Annotated in this window: 25 protein-coding genes; 16 read left to right on the top strand and 9 right to left on the bottom strand. The window is 73.4% G+C overall.

The window, feature by feature from the left end; all coding sequences use genetic code 11:
* Positions 1-1,156: 1,156 nt before the first annotated feature.
* Positions 1,157-2,425: an Ig-like domain-containing protein gene (locus ACIA3K_RS00005; protein WP_396797950.1), complete on the top strand. Its 1,269-nt coding sequence runs from the start codon at positions 1,157-1,159 to the stop codon at positions 2,423-2,425.
* 120 nt (positions 2,426-2,545) lie between these two features.
* On the opposite strand, the gene ACIA3K_RS00010 is transcribed toward ACIA3K_RS00005, so the two are convergent.
* Positions 2,546-2,905, bottom strand: coding sequence for a hypothetical protein (locus ACIA3K_RS00010; protein ID WP_396797951.1), 360 nt, complete (start codon positions 2,903-2,905; stop codon positions 2,546-2,548).
* Between the two features lie 175 nt (positions 2,906-3,080).
* Between ACIA3K_RS00010 and ACIA3K_RS00015 the strand changes: the two genes are divergently transcribed.
* Entirely contained in the window at positions 3,081-3,503 is a 423-nt protein-coding gene (locus ACIA3K_RS00015; RefSeq protein ID WP_396797953.1) for an STAS domain-containing protein, read from the top strand.
* 233 nt (positions 3,504-3,736) lie between these two features.
* Here the strand turns inward: ACIA3K_RS00015 and ACIA3K_RS00020 are convergent, their stop codons facing one another.
* Both ACIA3K_RS00020 and ACIA3K_RS00025 read right to left on the bottom strand, forming a co-directional pair.
* Positions 3,737-4,129, bottom strand: a complete 393-nt coding sequence (locus ACIA3K_RS00020) for an FKBP-type peptidyl-prolyl cis-trans isomerase (RefSeq protein ID WP_357118979.1) — start codon at positions 4,127-4,129, stop codon at positions 3,737-3,739.
* Between the two features lie 195 nt (positions 4,130-4,324).
* Positions 4,325-4,882 carry a hypothetical protein gene (locus ACIA3K_RS00025; RefSeq protein WP_396797955.1) on the bottom strand — a complete coding sequence of 186 codons (558 nt, stop codon included), beginning with the start codon at positions 4,880-4,882 and terminating at the stop codon, positions 4,325-4,327.
* Positions 4,883-5,118: 236 nt separating this feature from the next.
* Here ACIA3K_RS00025 and ACIA3K_RS00030 point away from each other — a divergent pair, with 236 nt between their 5' ends.
* On the top strand, positions 5,119-6,072 hold the full coding sequence (locus ACIA3K_RS00030; RefSeq protein WP_396797957.1) for a TerC/Alx family metal homeostasis membrane protein: 954 nt from the start codon (positions 5,119-5,121) through the stop codon (positions 6,070-6,072).
* Between the two features lie 18 nt (positions 6,073-6,090).
* Here ACIA3K_RS00030 and ACIA3K_RS00035 read toward each other — a convergent pair whose 3' ends face one another.
* Together ACIA3K_RS00035 and ACIA3K_RS00040 are read right to left on the bottom strand one after the other, a co-directional pair.
* A complete protein-coding gene (locus ACIA3K_RS00035) occupies positions 6,091-6,651 on the bottom strand; it encodes a hypothetical protein (RefSeq protein WP_396797959.1) in 561 nt (186 codons plus the stop codon).
* A complete protein-coding gene (locus ACIA3K_RS00040; protein WP_396797961.1) occupies positions 6,648-7,718 on the bottom strand; it encodes an Asp23/Gls24 family envelope stress response protein in 1,071 nt (356 codons plus the stop codon). The genes ACIA3K_RS00035 and ACIA3K_RS00040 overlap by 4 nt, the downstream gene beginning before the upstream one ends.
* 261 nt (positions 7,719-7,979) lie before the next feature.
* On the opposite strand from ACIA3K_RS00040, the gene ACIA3K_RS00045 reads away from it, so the two are divergent.
* The 4 genes from ACIA3K_RS00045 (at position 7,980) to ACIA3K_RS00060 (ending at position 11,174) form a co-directional block, all read left to right on the top strand.
* On the top strand, positions 7,980-8,234 hold the full coding sequence (locus ACIA3K_RS00045) for a hypothetical protein (protein ID WP_396797963.1): 255 nt from the start codon (positions 7,980-7,982) through the stop codon (positions 8,232-8,234).
* Positions 8,213-8,611, top strand: coding sequence for a hypothetical protein (locus tag ACIA3K_RS00050; RefSeq protein WP_396797965.1), 399 nt, complete (start codon positions 8,213-8,215; stop codon positions 8,609-8,611). Before ACIA3K_RS00045 ends, ACIA3K_RS00050 begins: the two co-directional genes overlap by 22 nt.
* Before the next feature lie 105 nt (positions 8,612-8,716).
* A complete protein-coding gene (locus tag ACIA3K_RS00055) occupies positions 8,717-9,583 on the top strand; it encodes a hypothetical protein (RefSeq protein ID WP_396797967.1) in 867 nt (288 codons plus the stop codon).
* Positions 9,584-9,875: 292 nt separating this feature from the next.
* On the top strand, positions 9,876-11,174 hold the full coding sequence (locus ACIA3K_RS00060; RefSeq protein WP_396797969.1) for a hypothetical protein: 1,299 nt from the start codon (positions 9,876-9,878) through the stop codon (positions 11,172-11,174).
* 110 nt (positions 11,175-11,284) lie between these two features.
* Here ACIA3K_RS00060 and ACIA3K_RS00065 read toward each other — a convergent pair whose 3' ends face one another.
* Positions 11,285-11,632: an Lsr2 family protein gene (locus ACIA3K_RS00065; protein WP_396797971.1), complete on the bottom strand. Its 348-nt coding sequence runs from the start codon at positions 11,630-11,632 to the stop codon at positions 11,285-11,287.
* A gap of 155 nt (positions 11,633-11,787) precedes the next feature.
* On the bottom strand, positions 11,788-12,396 hold the full coding sequence (locus ACIA3K_RS00070; protein ID WP_396797972.1) for a response regulator: 609 nt from the start codon (positions 12,394-12,396) through the stop codon (positions 11,788-11,790).
* Positions 12,397-12,494: 98 nt separating this feature from the next.
* Here ACIA3K_RS00070 and ACIA3K_RS00075 point away from each other — a divergent pair, with 98 nt between their 5' ends.
* From ACIA3K_RS00075 to ACIA3K_RS00095, 5 genes are all read left to right on the top strand, one after another.
* Positions 12,495-13,226, top strand: a complete 732-nt coding sequence (locus ACIA3K_RS00075) for a sensor histidine kinase (RefSeq protein WP_396797973.1) — start codon at positions 12,495-12,497, stop codon at positions 13,224-13,226.
* 85 nt (positions 13,227-13,311) lie between these two features.
* Positions 13,312-14,181, top strand: coding sequence for a manganese catalase family protein (locus ACIA3K_RS00080; RefSeq protein WP_396797974.1), 870 nt, complete (start codon positions 13,312-13,314; stop codon positions 14,179-14,181).
* Positions 14,182-14,265: 84 nt separating this feature from the next.
* Positions 14,266-14,547, top strand: coding sequence for a hypothetical protein (locus ACIA3K_RS00085; RefSeq protein WP_396797976.1), 282 nt, complete (start codon positions 14,266-14,268; stop codon positions 14,545-14,547).
* A 38-nt stretch (positions 14,548-14,585) separates the two neighbouring features.
* The gene (gene lon / locus ACIA3K_RS00090; RefSeq protein WP_396797977.1) at positions 14,586-16,916 is read left to right on the top strand and encodes an endopeptidase La; all 2,331 of its coding nucleotides are present in this window, start codon (positions 14,586-14,588) and stop codon (positions 16,914-16,916) included.
* Positions 16,917-17,048: 132 nt separating this feature from the next.
* Entirely contained in the window at positions 17,049-17,453 is a 405-nt protein-coding gene (locus tag ACIA3K_RS00095; RefSeq protein ID WP_396797979.1) for a DoxX family protein, read from the top strand.
* 48 nt (positions 17,454-17,501) lie between these two features.
* On the opposite strand, the gene ACIA3K_RS00100 is transcribed toward ACIA3K_RS00095, so the two are convergent.
* Entirely contained in the window at positions 17,502-19,223 is a 1,722-nt protein-coding gene (locus tag ACIA3K_RS00100; protein ID WP_396797981.1) for a DEAD/DEAH box helicase, read from the bottom strand.
* Positions 19,224-19,294: 71 nt separating this feature from the next.
* Positions 19,295-20,194 (bottom strand): hypothetical protein, encoded by a 900-nt coding sequence (locus ACIA3K_RS00105; protein ID WP_396797982.1) that lies wholly within the window; start codon positions 20,192-20,194, stop codon positions 19,295-19,297.
* Between the two features lie 132 nt (positions 20,195-20,326).
* On the opposite strand from ACIA3K_RS00105, the gene ACIA3K_RS00110 reads away from it, so the two are divergent.
* From ACIA3K_RS00110 to ACIA3K_RS00125, 4 genes are all read left to right on the top strand, one after another.
* A complete protein-coding gene (locus ACIA3K_RS00110) occupies positions 20,327-21,481 on the top strand; it encodes a histidine kinase (protein WP_396797984.1) in 1,155 nt (384 codons plus the stop codon).
* Positions 21,478-22,083 carry a DNA-binding response regulator gene (locus ACIA3K_RS00115; RefSeq protein WP_396797986.1) on the top strand — a complete coding sequence of 202 codons (606 nt, stop codon included), beginning with the start codon at positions 21,478-21,480 and terminating at the stop codon, positions 22,081-22,083. The genes ACIA3K_RS00110 and ACIA3K_RS00115 overlap by 4 nt, the downstream gene beginning before the upstream one ends.
* Positions 22,084-22,159: 76 nt before the next feature.
* Positions 22,160-22,669: a 2'-5' RNA ligase family protein gene (locus tag ACIA3K_RS00120; protein WP_396797988.1), complete on the top strand. Its 510-nt coding sequence runs from the start codon at positions 22,160-22,162 to the stop codon at positions 22,667-22,669.
* A gap of 130 nt (positions 22,670-22,799) precedes the next feature.
* On the top strand, positions 22,800-23,543 hold the full coding sequence (locus ACIA3K_RS00125) for an ArsR/SmtB family transcription factor (protein WP_396797989.1): 744 nt from the start codon (positions 22,800-22,802) through the stop codon (positions 23,541-23,543).
* Positions 23,544-23,557: the final 14 nt, after the last annotated feature.

Below are 23,557 nucleotides of genomic sequence, written 5' to 3' on the forward strand. Positions count from 1 at the left end.
GCGCGCCCCGCGCGCGCCCCGCCCGCGCCCCGCCCGCCCCTGCCCGCGCCCCGCCCGCCCCCGCCCGCGCCCCGCCCGCCCCCGCCCGCGCCCCGCCCGCCCCCGCCCGCGCCCCGCCCGCCCCTGCCCGCGCCGATCTTGCACTTTCTGCGGCGACACACCGGGCATCCACCCTTATAACGGCAACCGAAAGTGCAAGATCGGCGCGGAGGTCCCGGCGTTGTGTCCACCCCGGGCCGCTGTCGCGCGCCTGTCCCTGGTTGGTCTTGTGTTGCGGCCTGCGCTTGCCTCTGGGTTGGGCGCCTGTCGCCATGTGGAGGCGGGGTGGGCTGAATGTTGGTCGGCGACGTGATCGCGCTCGATCCAGGATGTAGGGGCCTCGTTGACGTCTCGAAGCCCCTACATCCTGGATCGAGCGCGATCTTGAGCTGTTCGGGGTGGCCCGTCGTCCCTCGCGCTGGCTTTACCGCTCCTCGTGGGTTGCGGGCCTGCCAAGATCCGCGCAACATCGGGGATCTTGCTGCCTCCCGCACCCCGGAGGCAGCAACATCGGGGAAGTTGTGCGGATCTTGCCCAGCCCAGCCCAGCCCAGCCCAGCCCAGCCCAGCCCGCCCTGGCCCGGCCCGCCCTGGCCCGGCCCGACCTGGCCCGGCCCTACCTGGCCCGGCCCGCCCTGGCCCGGCCCGCCCTGGCCCGGCCCGGCCCAGCTCACCCCAGCTCACCCCAGCCCAGCCCAGCCGAGCCCGGCACACCTCACCCCAGCCCAGCCAGGCCCGGGCCGGCACGCCTCACCCCGCACAGGCCCGGCCCGGCCCAGCTCACCCCAGCCCAGCCAGGCCAGGCCTGGCCCAGCCCGGCCCGACCTGGCCCAGCCCCGCCCAGCCTGGCCGGTCCTGTGCTTGCTGCGTCAGTGGTGCACCTAGGGCGATAGGTGTGGGAGTGGCGGCGGCTAGGTCGGACGGGACGTTGTGGGTCGGCGGGCATGCGGGCGGTCGGAGACCACCCACAACCGTCAGTGGTGCGCTTTCTCGGCAAGTGGCTCAGTGGCGGAAAATGCGTCGATAAATGCGCTCGCGATTATCTCCGAATGCCCTGAATGCTCCTGTCGAGGCGGCCAGAATATGAGCGAGGGAAGCCGAAAACGGGGGGACTGAACATGACGTCTAGGCGGCGATTGACGCTGTTGGCGGTAACTGTCGCGGCCGCACCGCTCGTGTTGGGCGGGTGCACCATCGGTCGGGACCCGGCGGCCGGGCCGGCCAAGCGGCACGCCGCGCCGCCGGAACTCACCGTCACGCCGGGCGACAAGACCCGCGAGATCCCGGTCAGCGCCGAGGTCGGCACGGTGGTCAAGGGCGGACGGGTCACCGCCGTCCGACTCACCGACGACAAGGGCGCGCAGGTCAAGGCGGAGCCGCGTGAGGATGGCTCGGGTTGGGTTCCGAGCGCGCCGCTGCAACCCAAGCGCACGTACACCGCGGAGGTGACGGCCACCGGCGACTCGGGTGCGACGACCACGCGGACCACCACGTTCACCACGATGGCCACGTCCACGAAGCCGCAGGTGACCAGCACGCTCTATTTCGTCGGCAACCGGACGTACGGTACTGCCATGCCGGTAACGGTGGCGTTCGACCCGGCAATTCCGAAAGAGGCCAGGGCGGATGTGCAGCGCCGGTTGTTCGTGAAGACGAATCCGCCGCAGCCGGGCACCTGGTCGTGGCTGGACGACGGGAGTCAGGTCTATTACCGGGCACCCGATTTCTGGCGACCGGGGACGACGATCAGCGTCCGGGCCGGCCTTCAGGGCCTGCCGATCGGTAATAAGTTGATGGGGGACGCCGAGCGGACCGCGACCTCGAAGATCGGCAAGCAGGTCTCCTTGGAGATCGACAACGCCACGAAGCAGATGTCGGTGCTGCGCGACGGCAAGCTGATCCGCCGGATCCCGGTCAGCCTGGGCAAGCCGAGCACGCCGAGTTCCAGCGGCAAGATGGTGATCATGGAGAAGCACGAGCGGACGACCTTCGACACCCGGGGTGAGCCGAACGGCGGCTACGTGGTCGACGTCGACGACGCCCAGCGGCTCACCTGGGGCGGCGAGTTCATCCACTCGGCGCCCTGGTCGGAGGGCGATCAGGGCTCCACCAACGTCTCGCACGGCTGCGCGAACGTCTCCGCCACCGCCGCCGACTGGCTGATGGGGGTGACCCAGGTCGGCGACCTGGTCACCGTCAAGGGCACCGAGGTCGAGTTGCAGCCCGGCAACGGCTGGACGGCGTGGAACGTGAGCTGGGACGAGTTCGTCAAGGGCAGCGCGCTACCGGTGCCTCCGGGGCTCAAGCCCGCGCCGGTCGCCCCGGCGCACCCGGGCGCGGTCGCCGGTGGGTCGCCCGCACCGGCGCCCTCGGTCAGCGGCCGCTGACACCCGCCCTCCGGGCCGGTCCACCCACGCGGTGGGCCGGCCCGCTCGCTTCGCGGGGGGCGGGACTCCCGTCGTCGGGGCCGGCCGCCGCCCGGCGGCGTGGGGCGCGGGCCAGGCTCGTCACCCCAGGGGTACGCGGGCCACGCCGGATCCGGTCAGGCTGCCCAACCACAGGTGGTCGCCGTGCTGTCGTACCCCGGTGATCATTGAGTAGTGCCCGGCCGGGCCGTGCAGCGTACGACGGACCGTGCCCTCGCCGTCGACGAGCGCGACCAGCCCGTAGCGGCGGGGCTGGGGCTGCATGGCGTCGGGCAGCAGCGCGGCGAGCTGGCGCAGCCGGGGGTGCGGCAGCAGCCGTTCGGCGATGGGCACGCGGGGGCTGGGCAGGGCGATCCAGTACGTGCCGTCGCCCACGGCGCAGAGATTGTCCGGGTACGCGGGCAGGTCGGCGAGCACCCGCACCCCGCCGCCCAGTTCCAACGCCGATGTGGGTCGTACCGGATCCGGCGCGCCACCTGGCCGTTCGGCCGACCCCGAGGCCCCTGACCTCCACCCTCGGACGGATGGGGGGAGGCCTGGGGGATGACCCTGGACGTACCCGGAATCACTCCCCGGACGGGCGAAACTGTCGGTGGTGGGGGCTAGATTTCAGGGCATGGAAGAGCGCAGCGACCGGATCGACGTGCAGGTCAGCGTGGGTGACCAGGTGGTCCAGGTGCGGGTGACCGGTGAGGTCGACATCGCCACCGTGGCCGCGTTCCGGTCCGCGCTGTGGTCCGCGCCGGCGCGTCCGGTCGTCCAGCTCGATCTGTCCGGGCTCCGGTTGCTCTCCGCCGCCGGGGTGCGGGCGCTGCTGGCCGCGCATCTGCGTGTCCGGGCGCGGGGCGGCGAGCTGGTCGTGGTCGATCCGACGCCGGTGGTGGCCCGCGTGTTGCGCGCCACCGGCCTGCACCGGGTGGTGCCGATCCTCGAGCCCGCCCGGGTGGTCGAGGCCGCCCGTCGTGAGATGCCGGCCGACCTGGTCGTTCCCGTCCGCCGTCCGCCGGCCGCGCCCGGTGACCTGGTGTTGGCGGCCTGACCCTGACGTGGCGGGGGCCCGGGGGCCGCTGCGATGCCGAGGTGCGGGGCCCGCTGGCTGGACAATGCCGCGATCGAGGGCCGGGGACGCTGCGGGGCCGTCTGACTGGCCAGCCGCGGTCGAGGGCGGGGGACCCTGAGGTGCTGCGGAGCGACGCTGACCTTCTGTCGCCCGGGTCTGACGTGCGCAGGGGCCGCCCGGCGTCGAGCCGGACGACCCCCGCGACCTGTCGATCAGCGCACGCCGAGCAGGTCGACGATGAAGATCAGCGTCTCGCCCGGCTTGATGACGCCAGCGGCGCCCCGGTCGCCGTACCCTAGGTGCGGCGGGATGGTGAGACGCCGCCGGCCGCCGACGCGCATGCCGGCCACGCCCTGGTCCCAGCCGGCGATGACCTGACCGCCGCCGAGCGGGAACTCGAACGCCTCGCCCCGGTTCCACGACGAGTCGAACTCGCCGCCGGTGGAGTGCGACACGCCGACGTAGTGGACGCTCACCAACTGGCCGGGCTCGGCCTGCGGGCCGTCGCCGACGGTGATGTCCTCGATCACGAGGTCGGCCGGCGGCGCACCCTCGATCGGACCCACCTCGGGCTTGCCCGATCGGGCGCCTGCTGCCTGGTTCATGCGGGATCTCCTGCCGTGTTGCGGTGATGTGTCCGGTCACCGTCGATCCTGCCGGATCGCCGACGGCCGATGTACGCCACACCCGCGAACCGACGCTGGTGATCGACACCGGTTCGCCACGGGCCCACGCGCGTCACGGACGTGCCCGCACGTTCGCGGGCGTCACCCCGAGGGTGACGCCCGCGTCGGAGAGGCTCACCGGAGCCAGGGCGCCTGCCGGACGATCGGCAGCTTCGCCCACACCTTCCCGAGGCCCCAGGTGTCGCCGGCGTCGACCAGCGCCAGGACGGCCAGCACCGCGGCGTAGATCAGGTGGTCGTCCATGAAGAGGTTGTTCTCCGGGGGCAGGACGGCGGTCCACATCAGGACCAGCAGCAGTCCGCCGGCCACGGCCGCGACCCGCATGCCGACACCGAGCAGGAGCGCGACGCCGATCCCGGCGAGGCCGATCATGAACAGCCAGTCCGCCCAGGCGGCGCCGGCGATGTTCGTGTAGATGTCCTTGAACGGCCCGGCGACCCCGAAGGTGAGGAAACCCTTGGTGGGGCTGCCCCCGTTGATCCAGGCGTTCTTCGACCCGGTCTCGTGGCCGAGGCCGAACAGCTTGTCGAGGAATGCCCAGAGGAAGATCCAGCCGAGCGCCATCCGGGTGCCCGCCAGGACGTACCGGGCGGCCTTTGCTCGGGTGGTGTCGGTCGCCGCAGCGGGGGTCCCGGCGGTGGTCCGGTCGATCGTCGCGGTCATGGTGTCCACGTCCCTTCTCAGCCTCGCACCGCGCTTCCCGGTGGCACCTCCAGTGGACGCCCTCGGCCCCTCGGGGCGGCAGGGCCGACCGGACCGCACCGGCCCGGGACCTTGGACCCCTGACGGCTGGGCCTGGTGGCACCGCGCTGGGTGTCGACTTCGCCGGAGCGACGGCGGCGGGTGAGCCGCTCGCCTAGGCTCGGGAGCGCCGGCCGGCGGGGGCAGCGGGCGGTGCGCCGTGGTCGATGCGGGGGGCGCCGGTGGCAGAGGCGACGGTCACGGTGCCGCTGTGGGCCTGGGCGGCGGTCGGCGGTGTGCTCGCCGTGCTGCTGACGATCGACGTGGTGGCGCACCGGGACAACCACGTCATCGAGCTGCGCGAGGCGTTGCTCTGGAGCGCCATCTGGATCGGCGCGGGCCTTGTCTTCGGGTTGGTGGTCTGGTGGGCGCTCGGCGGCGACCCGGCCATCGCGTACTTCTCCGGCTATCTGCTGGAAAAAGCTCTCTCGGTGGACAACGTCTTCGTCTTCGCCCTGCTCTTCGGCTATTTCCGGGTGCCGGCGGGCTACCAGCACAAGGTGCTGTTCTGGGGTGTCGTCGGCGCGCTCGCCTTTCGCCTGGTCTTCGTCCTCGCCGGGGCCGAGCTGCTGGCCCGGCTCGCCTGGGCCGGGTTCGTGCTCGGCGCGTTCCTGATCTGGACCGGCTGGCGGCTGGCCGTACGGGGGGAACCGGACGTCGACCCGGACCGTGTCCTCGCCGTCCGGCTGTTCCGTCGGGTCGTGCCGACCGACGCCAGCTACCACGGTGACCGCTTCACCGCCCGGGTCGGCGGGCGTCGGGTGGCGACGTTGCTGCTCGTGGCGCTGGTCGCGATCGAGGCCACCGACGTGGTGTTCGCCGTCGACTCGGTGGCGGCGATCCTCGCCATCACCACCAACACGTTCCTCGTGTGGACGGCCGTCGCGTTCGCCGTCCTCGGGCTGCGCAGCCTCTACTTCTGCCTCGCGGGCCTGCTGCGGCACTTCGGTCACCTGCGGTACGGGTTGGCGCTGCTGCTGGCGTTCGCGGGGGTGAAGCTGATTCTCGCCGAGACGCCGGTGGGCAGGCTGCCGGTCTGGCTGACGCTCGCCGTGGTGCTGCTGACCCTGGCGGTCTCCATCTCGTCGAGCGTCGTGGCCGGCCGTCGGGCCGCGCGCTGACCCGTACGGACGCTCGGCTCACGGCCGGTCCGGCTCGATCCGGGCCGTCACGTCGAGGTGCGCGGGTGCGCAGCCGGCCGTCGTGGCGAAACGGCGAACGGCGGCGTGGACGTGCTCGCGGACCCGCGCGGCGGGGGCGTCACCGGTCAGGTCCACCTGGACCCACACGTCGGGTCGCGGTGGCGCGCCGGTGAGCACGACCCGGGCGCGGCGTACCCCGGCCGCCCGGACCAGGTCGCGTTCCAGGGCACGTACGAGCACCTCGGTGGCCAACCGGGTGCGACCGGGACGGTTCCCGGCGTGGCTCAGCATGCCCCGCAGGGGCCGGTCGGGTCGGCGTACCGTCCGGTGCAGCAGGCGCTGGCCGGCGACGGCGGTCAGCAGCCCGGCCACCGCGGCGGCCAGGGTGCTCCAGGGCGTCGCCAGCCGCCACGCGTGGACCAGGCCGCCGCCGAGCAGGACCGGGTCGGGGCCGCCGCCCGACAGCGCGCCGGCGCCGATCGCCAGCGCGGTCGCCCCACCGGCCACCAGCAGCAGCGCGACGACCGTCCACAGCAGGCGGTGTGCGGCGTCGGTCATGCCGGTCCCCGGGAGGGCAGCAGTCGGATCTCGACCCGGTCGACGCGTGGCCGGGCGAGCCGGCGCAGCTCCTGGCGCACGGCGAATTCGACCTCGGCGCGCGCTGCGGGGTCGCCGGTGGCGTGCAGCCGGGGTCGCCACCGGTCACCGTGGCGTCGGACGCGCGCTCTTGTCCGGCGTACGCCCGGCACGGTGTCCACCGCCTCGGTCAGTCGACGTTCCACACACCGTCGGCGCAGGTGCCAGCCGTCGCGTTCGTCGACCCGCAGGCGGACCGGCGTCCACCGGCGCAGTTGGGCGGCCAGGACGACGAGGCCCAGTAGGACGGCGGCGCCGGCCGCCACCCGGACGCCCGGATCGGCCCAGCGGGTGCTGGTCAGCGGCTCGTACCAGCCCGGGCGGACGAGCAGCGGCGTCGGAACGTCGAGCGTCACCAGCAGCGCCTGCGCGGCCAGCAGGGCGCCGCCGGCCAGCAGGGCCACACCGAGCAGGAGTGAGGCCACCCGGTTGACGGTCGCCATGGTCAGCTCTCCCCGCCTGGTCGGGGGGCGGGGAGTGGCCTCGTCCGAGCCGGGCACCACGAGATCCCGCACCGTGATCGTCACCGCGACGACCCTGTGGCCGGTGTCGGCGTACACCCGGTCGGCGACCGCGCGCCGGACCGCGTCGGCGACGACGGGCACGCTGTGTCCGTACCCGGTGATGAGGTCGAGGTCGAGGCCCACGGTCCGGTCGTCCACGCGGACGGTGATCGGGCGGACGTCGCGGATGCCCGGTACCCGGCCGGCGGCGGCGACGGCGCTCCGACCGATCTGCGCTGCCGCGCCCGTGTCGCGGCGCGGTGGTTCGACGCCCGGCGGCGCGCCGCCGGCCGGCGTGGCACGGGTGGAGGTGGGCCGCTCGGGAAGCCGGTGGTGTCGTTCCGCCCGGTCCGTGGTCGGTCGACGGCGGATGGTCGGCTCGCCGGCCGGTCGCGGGTGCCGGGGCCGGCGCGGGTGCTCTCCTTCGCGTCGGCGGGGACGCGGCCCGCTCGGGGCGAGGGCGCCGAACCGCAGCTGTCGCGACATGCTCCGACCTCCCAGCCGATCCGCCTTCGGGCGACCTCGCTGGATACACCCCGGTAGGTCGACTGGAACGCGACAGCGGTGTGATACAGGTCACAGTCGGTTGGCGGGCTGGCTGGGGCGGCGCCCCTGCCGCGCCCGTACAACGTTGTAACGCATGCCGTCGGGTGGTCCGCCGTCGCGGCGACCGAGCAGGGACCCGTCTTGACGGCCGGCGTGTACGCCCAGGCGTACGACGACCACGGCGCGACGTGACGTAGCGACATGGAGTCCGTCCGCGTGCTGACACCGGGCGAGGAGCGGCAGGCGCCGTACGTCTGCGTGGTGCGCGACCAGCTCTGGGGCATCTCCCCGGTCATCGACGCGGCGGCGCCCCGACACCTGACGCTGCTCGTCCGCAGCGGCGCGGAGGCCCGTTGCGTGCGGGGGCGCGGCATCTGGGACGGCCCGGTCGACGCCACCGCCGTGGCCGGGCTCGTCGCACGCGGCAGGAGATCGTGGCGTACGCGCAACGGTTGACCGCTGCTGGCATCACGCCCATCGTCGCGCTCGCCTGGAGCCACGGCCGCTACACCGGGCCGGGGGCGACCTGCCGGGACGAACGTGCGGTCTGCGCCAAGCCGACGCCAGACGCGGCCTACGCCGTCGACTTCTGGCAGAGCGTCGGTCGCACCCTCTCCAGCGAGACGGTGGTGTACGACCTGTTCGCCGCCCCGTACCCGGACCGGTTGACCGGGGATGCGGCGCTGGCCTGGACGTGTTGGCGCGAGGGTGACGAGGCGTGCGCGGCGCTCGGCTATCCGGCTGTCGGCATGCGGCAGTTGCTGGGCGCGGTCCGCTGGTTCGCTCCCGGTGTGCTGCTCGCAAGCGGCCTGGACGGTGCCGGCTGCCGTTAGGGCGCGGCGCGGCGCGGCGGCGGCCGGGCGGGCCGCGCCACCGGAACGGGTGATCGACCGCCTAGACTCGGCGCGGTTCGACCGACCGGCGGATGGATCAGGCAGATGACGAGCACCGACGAGCGCGGCTGGCTGCGGGCGTTGCCCGCCGATGGTGGACGCGACGCGCTGTTCAGCCGCGCCGGCCAGCGGGTGTACGGGACGCGTCGGCTCAGCGAACTGGTGCAGGGGCGTCCACCGGGTGTCACCGGCAGCCAGTGGGGCTCGGCCAGCCGGACGGCGTTCGACCTCGTTGTGTGTGGGCCCGAAACGGGACAACCGGTGGTCGCCGTGACGATCGGACCCGTCCCGCTGCCCGGGTCGGCCGAGCAGCGCGCCGAGCGGCTCGCCGACGCCGTGGGCGCGGCCGTCGGCCTGCCCGTCCTGCGCATCGGTTCGCCGACGCTGCGGGCCGCCGAGCACGGCCGGCGTCTGATCGAGTACGTGCTCGACGCGCGCGCCTACGCGGCGGGCGGCACCGGGGACGAGCCCGCCCCGGTGGGGTTCCGCGACATCCTCGGTCGGATGCCGGACGGGCGGACCGGCCCGGTGAACGACCTGGGCGCGTTGGCGCGGGCGGCGGCCGTCGAGGCGTACGTGGCCGGGCAGCTCGCCGACCCGATCGTGCGCGGGCTGCACGTGCGCTGGGCCGAGGGCCCGGCGCAGGGGTGGAGCTGGGTCCAACCGCGCCTGGACGGCTGCCTCGTCGAGCGGGTGTCGATCACCGCGCAGCGCTTCTCCTGCGGTGTCGACGAGGCCCGTCTGGCCGAGGACCTCGCGACCGTCGCAATCGGTGAGCGGCTGCGCGTCGCCCGGTCGGAGGACCCGGATCTGCTCGCGCGCGCGGACCTCACCGCCGAGATCGCCGCGCTGAGCCGCCGCCGCGACGAACTGGTGGGCGGTTTCGCCTTCGATCACCTCTGCGTGGACTGACCCGCGACTCTCCGCTGCGCAAGACCGCTCGGCCCCCGATCCGTTCGGGTGCCGAGCATTTTTCTGTGAGGTGGTTGAACCTTCCCTGTCGCCGTCCCGTACTCCTGCGCGAATGAAGAGGATCTCCCCAACCGCGTCGACCGGGCGCGGGCGACGGTGCGGAAAGGGCATCGTCGGCTGTCGACACGTTACCGGGTAGGTCGCGGTGGCCGCCACCGTGGCGTGCCATCTCACATCCGTCGGTCCGCCGAGGGCAGGAATCCACTACCGGATCGAGAAGGAGAGCAATTCGATGCGCAGGTCCACTCGGGCGCGCCGGTCACCCGGCATCGCGCGGAGCAAGCGTCTGCTGGCCGTTGTCGGCACGCTGGTGGTCTTCGGTGGAGTAGTCGCCGTGACCCAGATTTCGTCGGCCCAGGACCGGCGGACGAACAAGCCTCGGCCCGCCGCCGGGCAATGCGTGGAACCGAGCCCCGGCTCGACCGCGCCGAGCGGCACCTCGACCAGCCGTACGTGGCAGAACGGTCGGTGGGTGCGCAACCACTGGGGTGACGGTCAGGAGTCGGTCGCGGAGTGCGAGGACGGTAAGGACGGCACGGTCGGCACCGGCTCGGCCATCGCCTGTCCGGATGTCCTGTCCAAGCTGCCGCAGGTGCCGGAGCGGGCGCGCGCCGAGGTCGACCGTAACCTCGCGCAGCTGCAGACCCAGATCGCCGAGGCCGACCGCCGGCTCGCCGCCGAGGGCAACAAGGGTCAGGCGTTCATCAACAACGCGATTCTGCGGCCGTTGGCCGACAAGCGTAAGGCGGTTCTGGACCGCATCACGACCGCCATCGACCGGGTCGGGCCCCGCCCCCAGGGCCTGGCGCAACTCGCCCAGTGCCAGGTGCAGCCGACCGGTAACAACAACGGTGGCGGCAACAATGGCGGGAACACCGGCGGCGGTACCAACAACGGTGGGAACACCGGCGGTGGCAACAACGGTGGTGGCAACAACGGTGGCAACAACGGCGGTGGCAACAACGGCGGCAACGCCCCCGGCGCTGGCCTCGGTGTGCTGGCCAACAACTGCGACGAGAGCAAGTTGGAGCCGCACAACGGTTTCCAGCTCGGCAACCGTTGTGTGAGCACCGAGTTCGGTGAGGTCGGCGCCGCCGCCAACAACCCGTCGCTGCTGATCACCCAGTTCCCGCAGCAGGTCGGCCGCAACCAGCCCTTCACCCTGCGGGTCAGCACCAAGAACCTGGTCCGGGACCGGTTCCTGGCGGCCGGCCAGGGTGGCTACTACGTGGAGAGCTCGCTGCTCAACGACCAGGGCCTGGTCCGGGGTCACTTCCACACCGCCTGCCGGATGCTGGACAGCCTGACCGCGCCGCCCGAGCCGCAGGAGGTGCCGGCGTTCTTCGTCGCCACCGAGGACGGCCGAGGTGGCGCCCAGGCGGACGAGGTGACCATCCAGATCCCGGGTCTGCCGGAGTCGGGCACCGCGCAGTGCTCGGTCTGGGCCGGTGACGGCTCGCACCGGCTGCCCATGATGGAGCGGGCGAACCAGACCCCGGCGTTCGACTCGATCCGCGTCACCGTCAACTGACCGGTCGATGAGTGGCCGGCCACCCGGGTGGACAGCACCCCGGGTGGCCGGCCACGCACACAGCGACGGGGTCCCGCCGTTTTGGCGGGACCCCGTCGCTGTGCCGCGTGTCAGCGGTTCTTGTACGCCTCGACGACCTCGACCGGGATCCGGCCCCGCTCGGAAATCTTGTAGCCGTTCTTGACGGCCCATTCCCGGATCGCCCGGTTTTGTTCGCGGTCCATTCCCGCGCCGGTGGGTCGCCCCGGCCGCCGAACTGTCCGCGTGTTCTCCGCCGGGCCTCGGCCGATCCGCCGGCCCGCATTGATGTATGGGTCCAGCGCCTTACGCAGGACACCCGCATTCTCGTCCGAGACGTCGATGGTGTACGCGACACCGTCGAGACTGAACTCGACCGTCCGATCGGCCTTCCCGCCGTCGAGGTCGTCGGTCAGCACCGTGATTACTTTTCTCGCCATTGCCGATTACTCCCTGTGTGTGGCGGGATGTTTCCAAAGTCTGACCTATCACCCGGGGAATCCGCAACAATGTGCGCGCCATTCATTTCGGCGCGTCGCGATTCACTGGGGCACAAAACAGCGAACGGGCCGTAATCGCAGGTCCCGGTGCGGCGTCAATCGCTGAGCAGGCCGGCGTGGCCGGCGACCGCCGCCGCCTCCGCCCGGTTGGAGACCCGCAGCTTGCGCAGCAGAGAGGCGGTCATTCGTTTCACCGTCCGTTCCGACACGTGCAGTTCCTCGGCGATGTCGACGGTGCTGCGCCCGGTCGCGATCGCCCGCAGCAGTCGGCGCTCCTCGGCGTCGAGGTCCACGGACGCCGCCCGGGCGGGTCCGAGCAGGGCGCGCAGCAGTTCCGCCGGCAGAACGGCCCAGCCGTCGAGGATGGCCAGCAGCGGGGGTAGCAGCTCCTCCGGTTCGCTGGTCTTCGGCAGGAACCCCTCCGCGCCGGCCCGCAACGCCTCCAGTGCGGGCGCTGGGTCGGTCGAGCCGGACATGGCGACCACCCGTACGCGGGGGGTGGTCCGCCGGATGGCGGCCACCGCCCGGACGCCGCCGGGTGGTGGCATGTGTAGGTCGACCAGCGCGAGGTCGGGATGGCAACGACTGATCATGCTGGCCGCCGCGGCGGCGTCCCCGGTCGAGCCGACCACCTCGGCGCGGCCGTCGGTGGTCACCGGAAGCAGCAGCTCCAGGCCACGGACGAACAGGGGGTGATCGTCCACGACAGCGAGTCTGAGGTTGGGGGCGTCCGGCATGTCTCAACCGTTCCCCAGCGGGTACCGATCATGCGGGTATGCACCGATCGGGGGGAGTCGGATGGATGCGCGCACGCCAGGGTTGGCAGGGCCTGTTGCGAGGATTGCGACGTACCGGGTCCGGACCGGGCATCCCACCGTCCCCGGCCGTCGACGCGGACCTGCTGTTGCGGGTGTTGTGTCACGAGTTCCGTACCCCGGTCAGCGCGCTGACATCGTTGACCCGGGCGCTGGCCGATGACCACCGGCCGCTGACCGGCGCGGACCGGCGGGCGGTCATCGCGCTGGCCCGCGACCAGGCCGTCCACCTGCAGGGCCTGCTGCGCGACGCGACGGCCGGCGCCGGGGTGCTGACGCCGGTGGCCGAACCGGAGGCGACCGTGCCCCTGGCCGGCCTCCTGCGTGAGGCGGCCGCGCTCGTGCCGCCGGGCCGGCGTCGGGTCCGCGCCACCCGACGGGCGGCCTCCTGGCCGGTACCGGCCGGTCGCACCCGGCAGGTGCTGGGAAACCTGGTGGAGAACGCGCTGCGGCACGGGCCGGCCAACGGGCACGTCGGGCTCTACGCCGCGCTGCGCGGCCCGGGCCTGAGCATCGTGGTCACCAACGAGGGGCGGGTGGACGACGGGCTGCTGGTGGCGCTGCGCCGTCCGGCCCCCGTGGTCGGGATGTCCGGGCTGGGGCTGTGGATCGTACGGCACCTGGTGGCCACCGACGGGGGAGCGCTGCGGGCGCACCGGTTGCGCCCGCGTGGCGTGGCGCTGGAGGTGCTGCTGCCGGCGGTCGGTCCGCTGCGCTGACCCGCGCGGGACACGGGTTGGCCCGGCCGGGTCAGGGGGACGGGAATGGTCCTTGGCGCCAGCAACCCGGTACCGAGGAGGTCGCATGTTCAGCCATGTCAAGGACCTGCAGTTCGAGGCCAAGCCGGACGCTCCGGATGCCGCGTTCGCCCGCCGTCTGCAGGAGGTGCTGGGCGGCAAGTGGGGCGAGATGACCGTGGCCAACCAGTACCTCTTCCAGGGCTGGAACTGCCGGCTCCCCGGCAAGTACAAGGACCTGCTGCTGGACGTCGGCACCGAGGAGGTCGGACACGTCGAAATGATCGTCACGATGATCAGCCGGTTGCTGGACAACGCGCCGCTGGCGCTGTCGGAGGCCATCGCGGACAACCCCGGGGGCGGGGCGGTCTACGCCGCGTCGAACCCGGCGCACTTCATCCACGGCGGGGGCGGGGCGCTGCCCGTCGACGCCAGCGGGGTGCCCTGGAACGGCTCGTACGTCACCGCGAGCGGCAACCTCCTGGCCGATTTCCAGCTCAACGTCACCGCCGAGGCGCAGGGGCGGTTGCAGGTCGCCCGGCTGTTCAACATGACCGACGACCCCGGGGTCAAGCAGATGCTGCGCTTCCTGCTGGCCCGCGACACCATGCACCAGAACATGTGGTTGGCGGCCATCGAGCAGCTCAAGGAGGACGGCCTGGAGGACATGCCGGTGCCGGACGCCTTCCCGGACTCGGGGGAGTTCACCGACGAGTTCGGCTACACCTACCTGGGCTTCTCCTCGGGCACCGACGCCGCCCAGGGCCGTTGGGCGTCCGGGCCCGCGCCGGACGGCAAGGGCGAGTTCCGGTACGACGACAACCCGCGCGCGAACGCCCCGGAGCCGGTGCTGCCGCCCGGTGACCCGCGGTTGTACGGCACCAACCCGGGCCTGGCCGGCGGTGTCGTGAACACCGTCAAGAGCAAGCTCACCTGAGTCCGTCGCCGTCGGGTCGCGCGCCATCGCGCGGGCGACCCGACGGCCGACCGGACCGATCCGTCGACGAAGGAGGAGAACCGGATGTCTGTCGTCGCGCCCGCCCGCGAGTCCGCGGCGGTCCCGCTGTCGCGTACCCGGGTGAAGTTGGTCGTCTGCACGGTGCTGACGGCGCTCGCCGTGGGGGTCGGGCTGCCCGCCCGGATGGTCCTCGCGCTGGCGCTGACCAGCCTGGCCATCCCCGTCGCCGTGGCGCTGGCCGGAGGCGGCCGGGCGGTGCGGGAGCTGCTGCTGCCGGGTCGCCGCCGGACCCCGGACAGTGGCCTGGGTCACACACCGGAACAAGGGGAACGCTTTGTTACTTGAGTGAGACACGCTCAACTCAACGCGATAGCAGGTGTTCGATGGCAACTCTTCCGGTTCTGCCCCTGACCGACGCCGTGCTGCTGCCCGGCATGGTCATCCCGGTGACCCTCGACCCGACCACCCAGGCCGCCATCGACGCGGCGCGGGCAACCGGCGACCGCAAGCTGCTGGCCGTCCCGCGGATCGACGGCGAGTACGGCCCGATCGGCGTGGTCGCCACCATCGAAAAGGTCGGCCGGCTCCCCGACGGTGAGCCCGCCGCCGTCGTCCGTGGCCTGTCCCGCGCGCGCATCGGCTCCGGCGTGCCCGGTCCCGGCGCGGCGCTCTGGGTCGAGGCGACCGAACTCGACGAACCCGCTCCCGCCGGCCGCGCACGTGAACTCGCCCGCGAGTACCGCGCCCTGGTGACCTCCGTGCTCCAGCAGCGGGGCGCCTGGCAGGTCATCGACGCCGTGGAGCGGATGACCGACCTCTCCGAGCTGGCCGACTCGGCGGGCTACGCCCCGTGGTTGACCCTGGAGCAGAAGACCGAGCTGCTCGCCGCGCCGGACGTCACCGCCCGGCTGGAGCTGCTGGTCGGCTGGGTGAAGGACTACCTGGCCGAGCAGGAGGTCACCGAGCAGATCAACAGCGACGTCCGCGAGGGCCTGGAGAAGTCGCAGCGGGAGTTCCTGCTGCGCCAGCAGCTCGCCGCGATCCGCAAGGAGCTGGGCGAGGACGAGCCGGACGGCTCCGCCGACTACCGCTCCCGGGTGGAGAGCGCCGAACTGCCGGACAAGGTCCGCGAGGCGGCCCTGCGCGAGGTCGGCAAGCTCGAGCGGGCCAGTGACGCCTCCCCGGAGGCGGGCTGGATCCGTACCTGGCTGGACACCGTGCTCGAGATGCCGTGGAGCACGCGTACCCAGGACAACACCGACCTGGCCGCGGCCCGGGAGGTGCTCGACGCCGACCACGCCGGTCTGTCCGACGTGAAGGACCGCATCCTGGAGTACCTGGCCGTGCGCAACCGGCGTGCCGAGCGCAACCTCGGTGTGGTCGGCGGACGCGGCTCCGGCGCGGTCCTCGCCCTCGCCGGCCCTCCCGGGGTCGGCAAGACCAGCCTCGGCGAGTCCGTGGCGCGGGCCCTCGGGCGTAACTTCGTCCGGGTGTCGCTCGGCGGCGTCCGCGACGAGGCGGAGATCCGCGGTCACCGGCGCACCTACGTGGGCGCGCTGCCCGGCCGGATCGTCCGGGCCCTGCGCGAAGCCGGCTCGATGAACCCGGTCGTGCTCCTCGACGAGGTGGACAAGCTGGCCGCCGGCTACGCCGGTGACCCGGCCGCCGCCCTGCTGGAGGTGCTCGACCCGGCCCAGAACCACACCTTCCGGGACCACTACCTGGAGGTCGACCTGGACCTGTCCGACGTGCTCTTCCTCGCCACCGCCAACGTGGTGGAGTCCATCCCCGGCCCGCTGCTGGACCGGATGGAGCTGGTCATGCTGGACGGGTACACCGAGGACGAGAAGGTCTCCATCGCCCGCGACCACCTGCTGCCCCGGCAGCGGGAGCGGGCCGGGCTGACCGACGACGAGGTGACCGTCGCCGACGAGGCGCTCGCGCTGATCGCGGGGGAGTACACCCGCGAGGCCGGTGTCCGGCAGCTCGAACGGGCCCTGGCCAAGATCCTGCGCAAGGTGACGGTGACGCTGGCGACCGACCCGTCGCCGGTACGCGTCGACACCGACAACCTCAGCGGCTATCTGGGGCGGCCGAAGTTCACCCCGGAGTCGGCCGAGCGTACGGCGGTTCCCGGTGTCGCCACCGGGCTCGCGGTGACCGGCGCCGGCGGCGACGTCCTCTTCATCGAGGCGACGAGCATGGAGGGCGAGCCGGGACTGACCCTGACCGGTCAGCTCGGTGACGTGATGAAGGAGTCGGCGCAGATCGCGCTGTCGTACCTGCGCTCCAACGGGCGACGGCTCGGCATCGACCCGAACGCCCTGGCCGGGCGGCGAATCCACGTCCACTTCCCGGCGGGCGCGGTGCCCAAGGACGGCCCCAGCGCCGGCATCACCATGGTGACGGCCCTGGCGTCGCTGGTCACCGGCCGCCCGGTCCGTCCCGAGTTCGGGATGACCGGTGAGGTGACCCTCTCCGGTCGGGTGCTGCCGATCGGCGGGGTGAAGCAGAAACTGCTCGCCGCGCACCGGGCCGGCCTCACCGAGGTGATCATCCCGGCGCGCAACGAGCCGGACCTGGACGACCTGCCGGCCGAGGTGCGCGAGGCGCTGACCGTGCACACCCTGGCCGACGTGGCCGACGTGCTCGCTCTGGCGCTGCGCCCGGCCGACGTCCCGGCGCTGGACGGGCCGGCGCTCTTCACGGTCTGACGCTCCACCACGATGACCCCCGCCGTCCGTCGACGGCGGGGGTCATCGGCGTCCGCGCATCGAGGGCTAGTGTTCCGCCCGAAGCGTCGACCACCTCTCCGCCGCGAGGCGGTGCCCCCGGAGGTAACCCCCGTGAACCTGGTGCTCTGGATCATCCAGATCCTTCTCGCCGTCGTCTTCGCCGGCGCCGGCCTGGCCAAGCTGACCCAACCCAAGGACAAGCTGCGCGACCTCATGCGGTGGGTGGACCCGGTCCCGCCGTCGCAGGTCAAGGCCCTCGGCGCGGTCGAGGTGGCGGCCGCCCTCGGGCTCGTGCTGCCCGCGCTCACCGGCATCGCCACCGTGCTCACGCCGCTGGCCGCCGTCGGGCTGGTCATCGTCATGATCGGCGGCATCCTCGTGCACCTGCGCGACCGGAAGAAGCGCGACACGGCCCCCGAGCGTCGGCTGGAGATCCAGGGCGCCATCACCTGCGCGGTGCTGCTCGTCCTCGCCGCCGTGGTGGCGTGGGGACGCTTCGGCCCGTACTCCCTCTGAAAGGCCCGTCGGCGACCGCCGTACCCAGGCGGTCGCCGACGGCTCAGCTCAGCGCTCGTCGCGTCCGCGGTCGCGGCGCACGGTCGCCTTGCGGCCCTTGATCGTGCTCTGGCGCAACCCGGAGATCACCTCGTCGGCGACGCCCTGCGGCACCTCGACCAGGGAGAACCGGTCCGCGATCTCGATCGAGCCGATGTCCCGGCCACGGATGCCGGTCTCGCCGGTGATGGCGCCGACCAGGTCCTGGGGGCGTACGCCCGCCCGCCGACCCAGGCCGACGAAGACCTGGACGGTGTTGCCGCCGCCGACGCGCGGCCGGCTGGCACCGCGCCGATCGCCGCCCCGCCCGCCGAACTCCGCGCGACCCTCGCGCGGGGCGCGGACCGGAACCTGCGGAATCTCCTCCTCATCGTCGGAGCCCGGCGACGTCACCTCGTGGGCCAGCTTCACGGCGGCGAGGGCGACCTCCATCAGGTCGAACTCGTCGGTCAGCGTCTCCACGATCACCCGGTACGGGTCGAGGTCGTCCTCCAGCAGGCTCTCCCGCAGCGCCGCCTGCGTCAGCTCCAGCCGGCGGGTCCGCATGTCCGCCACGGTCGGGATCTTGTCGATGGTGATCCGCTGGCCGGTCACCCGCTCGATGGTCTTGAGCATCCGGTGCTCGCGCGGCTCGGCGAGGGTGATCGCCACGCCCTCGCGTCCGGCCCGGCCCACCCGACCGATGCGGTGCACGTACGATTCGGGAGCCGACGGCACGTCGTAGTTGACCACGTGGGTCAGCTGTTCGACGTCCAGCCCACGGGCCGCCACGTCGGTCGCCACCAGCAGATCCGCCGTGCCGGCCCGCAGCCGGCCCATCACCCGGTCCCGCTGTTCCTGGCTCATCCCGCCGTGCAGCGCCTCGGAGCGGTAACCCCGGCCGTTCATCGTCTCGGTGAGCCGGTCCACCTCCTCACGGCTGCGGCAGAACACGATCGCCGCCGTGGGCGACTCCACGTCGAGGACCCGGCCCAGCGCGGCCGGCTTGTGCGCGCGGGTCACGATGTACGCGCTCTGCCGGACCCGGGGCGCCTCGCCCGCCACCGGCTGCTCCCGGCCGATCTCGATGCGCACCGGCTCGGTCAGGTGCTGGCGCGCCATCCCGTCGATCCGCGACGGCATGGTGGCCGAGAAGAGGACCGTCTGCCGCTCGGCGGGCGCGTGCTCCAGGATCGCCTCGATGTCCTCGGCGAAGCCCATGTCGAGCATCTCGTCGGCCTCGTCCAGCACCACGGTGGCCAGGCCGCTCAGGCGCAGGGTGCCCCGGGCGATGTGGTCCAGCGCGCGCCCGGGGGTGGCCACGACCACGTCGACGCCGCTGTCCAGCGCCCGCAACTGTCGGCCGATCGGCTGCCCGCCGTAGATCGGCAGCACCCGCGCGCCCAGGTCCTTGCCGTACCGGTGGAACGCCTCGGACACCTGCACCGCCAGTTCCCGGGTCGGCACCAGCACCAGCGCCACCGGGTCCCCGCCGTCGCGGTGGGCCGGCATCCGGTGCAGCAGCGGCAGCGCGAACGCCGCCGTCTTGCCGGTGCCGGTCGCGGCCTGACCCAGCAGGTCCCGACCCTCGATCAGCGGTGGGATGGCCTCCCGCTGGATGGGGGTCGGCTCCTCGTAGCCGAGGGCGGACAACGCGCCCAGCAGTTCGTCGCGCAGCCCCAGGTCCGTGAACGCGGTCACGTCGGGCTCGCTGGCGGTCGGTGCGTCGTGCTGTGCAGGTGCGGAACTCATGTGCCAAGCCTTTCATCACCCCGTCGGGGCCGCTGCGCCGACCGGCACAACACCGCCCGGCGGCCCGTGCGTCAGGCGCCCGTGGTGAGGATTGCCAGGATCATGATGCCGGCCAGTACGACGTCCAGGACCCCGCAGAACTCCGCGTAGCCGCGCGGCACCACCCGGCCGCCGCGGTGGCGCGCCACGTCCCAGCCGGCGTGCGCCAGCCACCCCAACGCCACCAGCCACGCCGCCGTCCGTCCACCGGCCAGGATGCCGACCAGCGTCAGGGCGCCCCAGACGGCGAGACCGCCGAGTTCGGTGGCGAGCACACCCGGCCCGCGCAGCGTGCGCCGGAACAGGCCGATCAGCAGATAGCCGCCGGGCAGCACCAGCATCGTCCACGGGCTGAGCACGACCGGGTCGAGCCACATGTCCGCGGTCAGCAGCAGCGCCAGCCAGGCCGGCCAGCGACGGGCCAGAGCCACCACGGCCGGGTGTCGACGGATCACCGCCGGCGACTCGTGCCGATGCCGCACCGCCACCAGCACCATCGCCGGCACCATCAGCAGGTGCCCGCCGAGCAGCAGACCGTCGGCGTCGAGCAGGCCGGCCCGGTACGGCACGAACAGCAGCAGGAACGGGACGTACATCGCGGCGGCCATCTCGCCGACCCCACGCCAGTGGTGCGCCCGGTAGCGCATCCACACCGTCATCCCGACGGTCATGGTGGTGGCCATCACCAGCGCGGCGCCCTCCGGGCGGGCCAGTGCGCCGCTCGCGCCCAGAGCGGCGCCGGCCAGCTCGACCAGCGGCCCGAGCAGCAGCATCCCGGCGATCATCGCCAGCGCCATCTCGCCGAGATGCCACCACCACCCCCGCGTCGCGCCGGTCGCCGCCGCGACCGGGGGCGCCGGCTGGTCACTCGGCAGCGGCGCGGTCAGGGGTACGACGGGTGCGGTGTCTGCGAACATCCGTGTCTTCTGCATGCCTCGACCCTGCCGGTCGGGGACGCGTGCGGGGCAGCTGCGTCCGTCACCGGAAAACAGTGTGGGCCGCACGGTTGGACCGTGACGAATCGCAGGGGTGGACCGTGCGGGCAGCGGTCCTAGGATCGACGCGTGTTGAGTGAGGCGGGGACTCCCCGGGCGGACCGCCGACTGCGCCGGGCCCGTCAGGCGACGCTGCTGTCGCTCGTCACCGGCGTCTGGGCGAGTCTCCTGTTGCCCGCGGTCGGTCTGTTTCGTGAGCCCGAGCCGGTCCGTGCGGCGCTCGGCGCGGTCGGCGTACTCGCCTTCCTGATCGCCCAGACCGCCGTGCTGTACGCGGCCGTGACACCGTGGCTCGACCCGCGCTGGCGTCGCCGCTTTGACCTGGCTCTGGCCGGGGCGGCGGTGCTGACCGTCCCGCTGGTGGGGCCGGTGGCGGCCGGCGCCTGGCCGACGTGGGCCTGGCTCGGGGCGGCGCTGATCGGTATGGCGCCGCTGCTCGTCCGGCCCCGGGCCGCGTTGGCGGTGGCAGCCGCCGTCCTGCTGGTGTCGGTGGCCGTCGCCGAATGGACCGGCGGTTCCGTCGCGCGCCACCTGGCGGTGACCGGTGGGGTCGGGGCGGGCATCGCCGCCCTCAACGGCTTCCAGGTCTGGTTCTGGGATCTGCTGGTGGACGCACGGCAGGGCCACGCGGCGCAGGGCCGGCTGGCCGCCGCCGAGGAGCGGCTGCGCTTCGCCCGCGACGTGCACGACCTGCTGGGGCACAGCCTCACGGTGATCGCGCTGAAGGCCGAGCTCGCCGCGCGGCTCGCCCCGGTCGATCCGGAGCGGGCCGGTCGGGAGGCCGCCGAGGTGCAGCGGCTCGCCGCGTCCGCGCTCGCCGAGGTGCGCGAGAGCGTGCACGGCTACCGCGCGGTCGACCTCGGTGAGCAGGTGGCCGCCGTGGCGGAGGTGCTCCGGTCCTGCGGAGTGCGCTGCACGGTGCCGTCGTCTCCCGTGGACCTGCCGCAGCCGGCGGCGACGGAACTGGCGGCGGTGCTGCGCGAGGCGGGCACCAACGTGCTGCGACACAGCCGCGCCGACTGGTGCCGGATCCACATCGATCGGGAGGGGAACGTGGCGAGGATGACGGTCACCAACGACGGAGCCGGCGGAACCGACCCGGACGCGCACAGCCACGGCCTGCGCGGCCTGGCCGACCGGCTCGCCGCCGCCGGGGGCGAGCTGCGGGTACGCCGCCAGGACGCGGTGTTCACGCTTGAGGCCACCGTGCCGGTGCCGTCGTGATCCGCGTCCTGCTGGCCGACGACGAGGACCTCGTCCGCGTCGCGGTCGGCGCGCTGCTCGGCCTGGAGCCGGACATCGAGGTGGTGGCACACGCCGCCGACGGCCCGACGGCCGTCACCGCGACGATCGCGCACCGCCCGGACGTCGCCGTCGTGGACCTGGAGATGCCCGGCCTGGATGGCATCGCGGTCGCCGCCGAACTGACCCGAGCGCGGCCCGAGTGCGCGGTGGTGGTCCTCACCGGGCACGGCCGGCCGGGTCACCTGCGCCAGGCGCTGGCCGCCGGCGCCCGTGGCTTCCTGCCCAAGGGCTCGCCCGGCGGCGCGCTCGCCGACGTGATCCGCCGGGTGCACGCCGGCGGCCGGTACGTCGACCCGTCGCTGGCCGCCGACGCGTTGACGCTGCCGGCGTGCCCGCTGACACCCCGCGAACTGGAGACGCTGCGGCTGGCCGAATTCGGGGCGCCGGTCGCCGTGATCGCCCGCCGGGTGCACCTGTCCACCGGCACCGTGCGCAACCACCTCTCCGCGGCCGTGCAGAAGCTCGGCGCGGCCGATCGGGCCGAGGCGGTCCGCGCCGCCCGGGACAACGGTTGGCTGTGAGCCGCGCCGGGTTCGGCGGCGCGCCCGGTCGTCCATAGCGTCGGGGTGGTCGACGCGTTCGGGCTAGCGTGTCTGCGTGCGTACGGTGGAACTGGTGTGTTCGCCCGGGTTGGACGCCGCGATCCGTACGGCCTGGACGCGGTTGGCGGCCGCCGGACTGCCGAGCCTGGCCCGCAACATCCACCCCACGAACCGGCCCCACCTGACCCTGGCGGCCGTGGACGGGTTCCCGTCCGGCGTCGAGCAGCAGTTGGCCGACCTGTTCGACGCCGCGCTGCCGCTGCCGGTGACCCTCGACCGGGTCGTGGTCCTGGACGGCAGCGCCCCGCTGGTCTGGCTCGTCCGGCCCACGCCGGCGTTGACCGCGTTGCACGCCGCCGTCTGGGACGTCCTCGACCGGGCCGACGGACACCGTCCCTGGCACGCCCCGGGCGAGTGGGTGCCGCACCTCAGCCTGGCGCTGCGGTTCCGTGACGCGGACCTGCGGATGGCCCGCGCCGTGACCGGCGGTCAGCGTCCAACCGGCGCGTTCGACGCTGCGCGCAGCTACAACGGCGAGAACCGCACGGTCACCACCCTGCGCTAGCGGCCCCGTTCCGCCCCCGATCGGTGGCTGCTGAGCGGTACGACACGCCGAGGGCCGTACTGCTGAACAGCCACCGATCGCGGGCGGCCATCCCGTGTGCGGCCCGATGGTGCCTTCCTAGACTGGGTCGATGAGTATCGGCACCGACGCTCGGGGAATGGCCGAGCTGGCCGCCCTGCTGGCCGACGGCACCCGCGCGGGGATCTGCGTGGCGCTGCTCGACGGCCGCGCCTGGACGGCCGGGGAACTGGCACGGCGGGCAGGCGTCGCCCCGTCGACAGCCAGCGACCACCTCACCCGCCTGGTCCGGGGTGGGCTGCTCGTCGAGGAACGGCAGGGCCGGCACCGCTACCTGCGCCTGGCCGGCCCGTCGGTGGCCCGGCTCATCGAGGACCTCGCCGGGCACGCGCCGGCCCCGCCCGCGCCGACCACGTCACTGCGCGCGGCGAACGCCACCGCCGCCCTGGCGTACGCCCGGACCTGCTACGACCACCTCGCCGGCCGACTGGGCGTGCTGCTGTACGACGCGCTGGTGGCCGAAGGCCGCCTCGACCGGTCCAGCGGGTTGGCGCTGACGCCCGGCGGGTGGGCCTGGGCGGCCGGACTGGGCGTACCGGTGGACGTGCTGCGCGCCGCCCGCCGACCGGTGGTCCGCGACTGCCTGGACTGGACCGAACGCCGCCCGCACCTCGCCGGCGCGCTCGGCGCGGCACTTCGCCACCGCTTCACCGACCTGGGCTGGATCACTCAGGGCGCCGGCCGGGCGGTACGCCTCACCCCGGTTGGCCGCCCGGCCCTGGCCGAGAGCCTGGGCGTGCCCGTGAGCACCCTCATCCCCGGCGCGCCCCCGGTGCCCTCCAGCGGCCGAGCCTGAGCCCTCGGTCCGCC

Source organism: Micromonospora sp. NPDC051543 (assembly GCF_044454415.1).
Lineage (GTDB): Bacteria > Actinomycetota > Actinomycetes > Mycobacteriales > Micromonosporaceae > Micromonospora.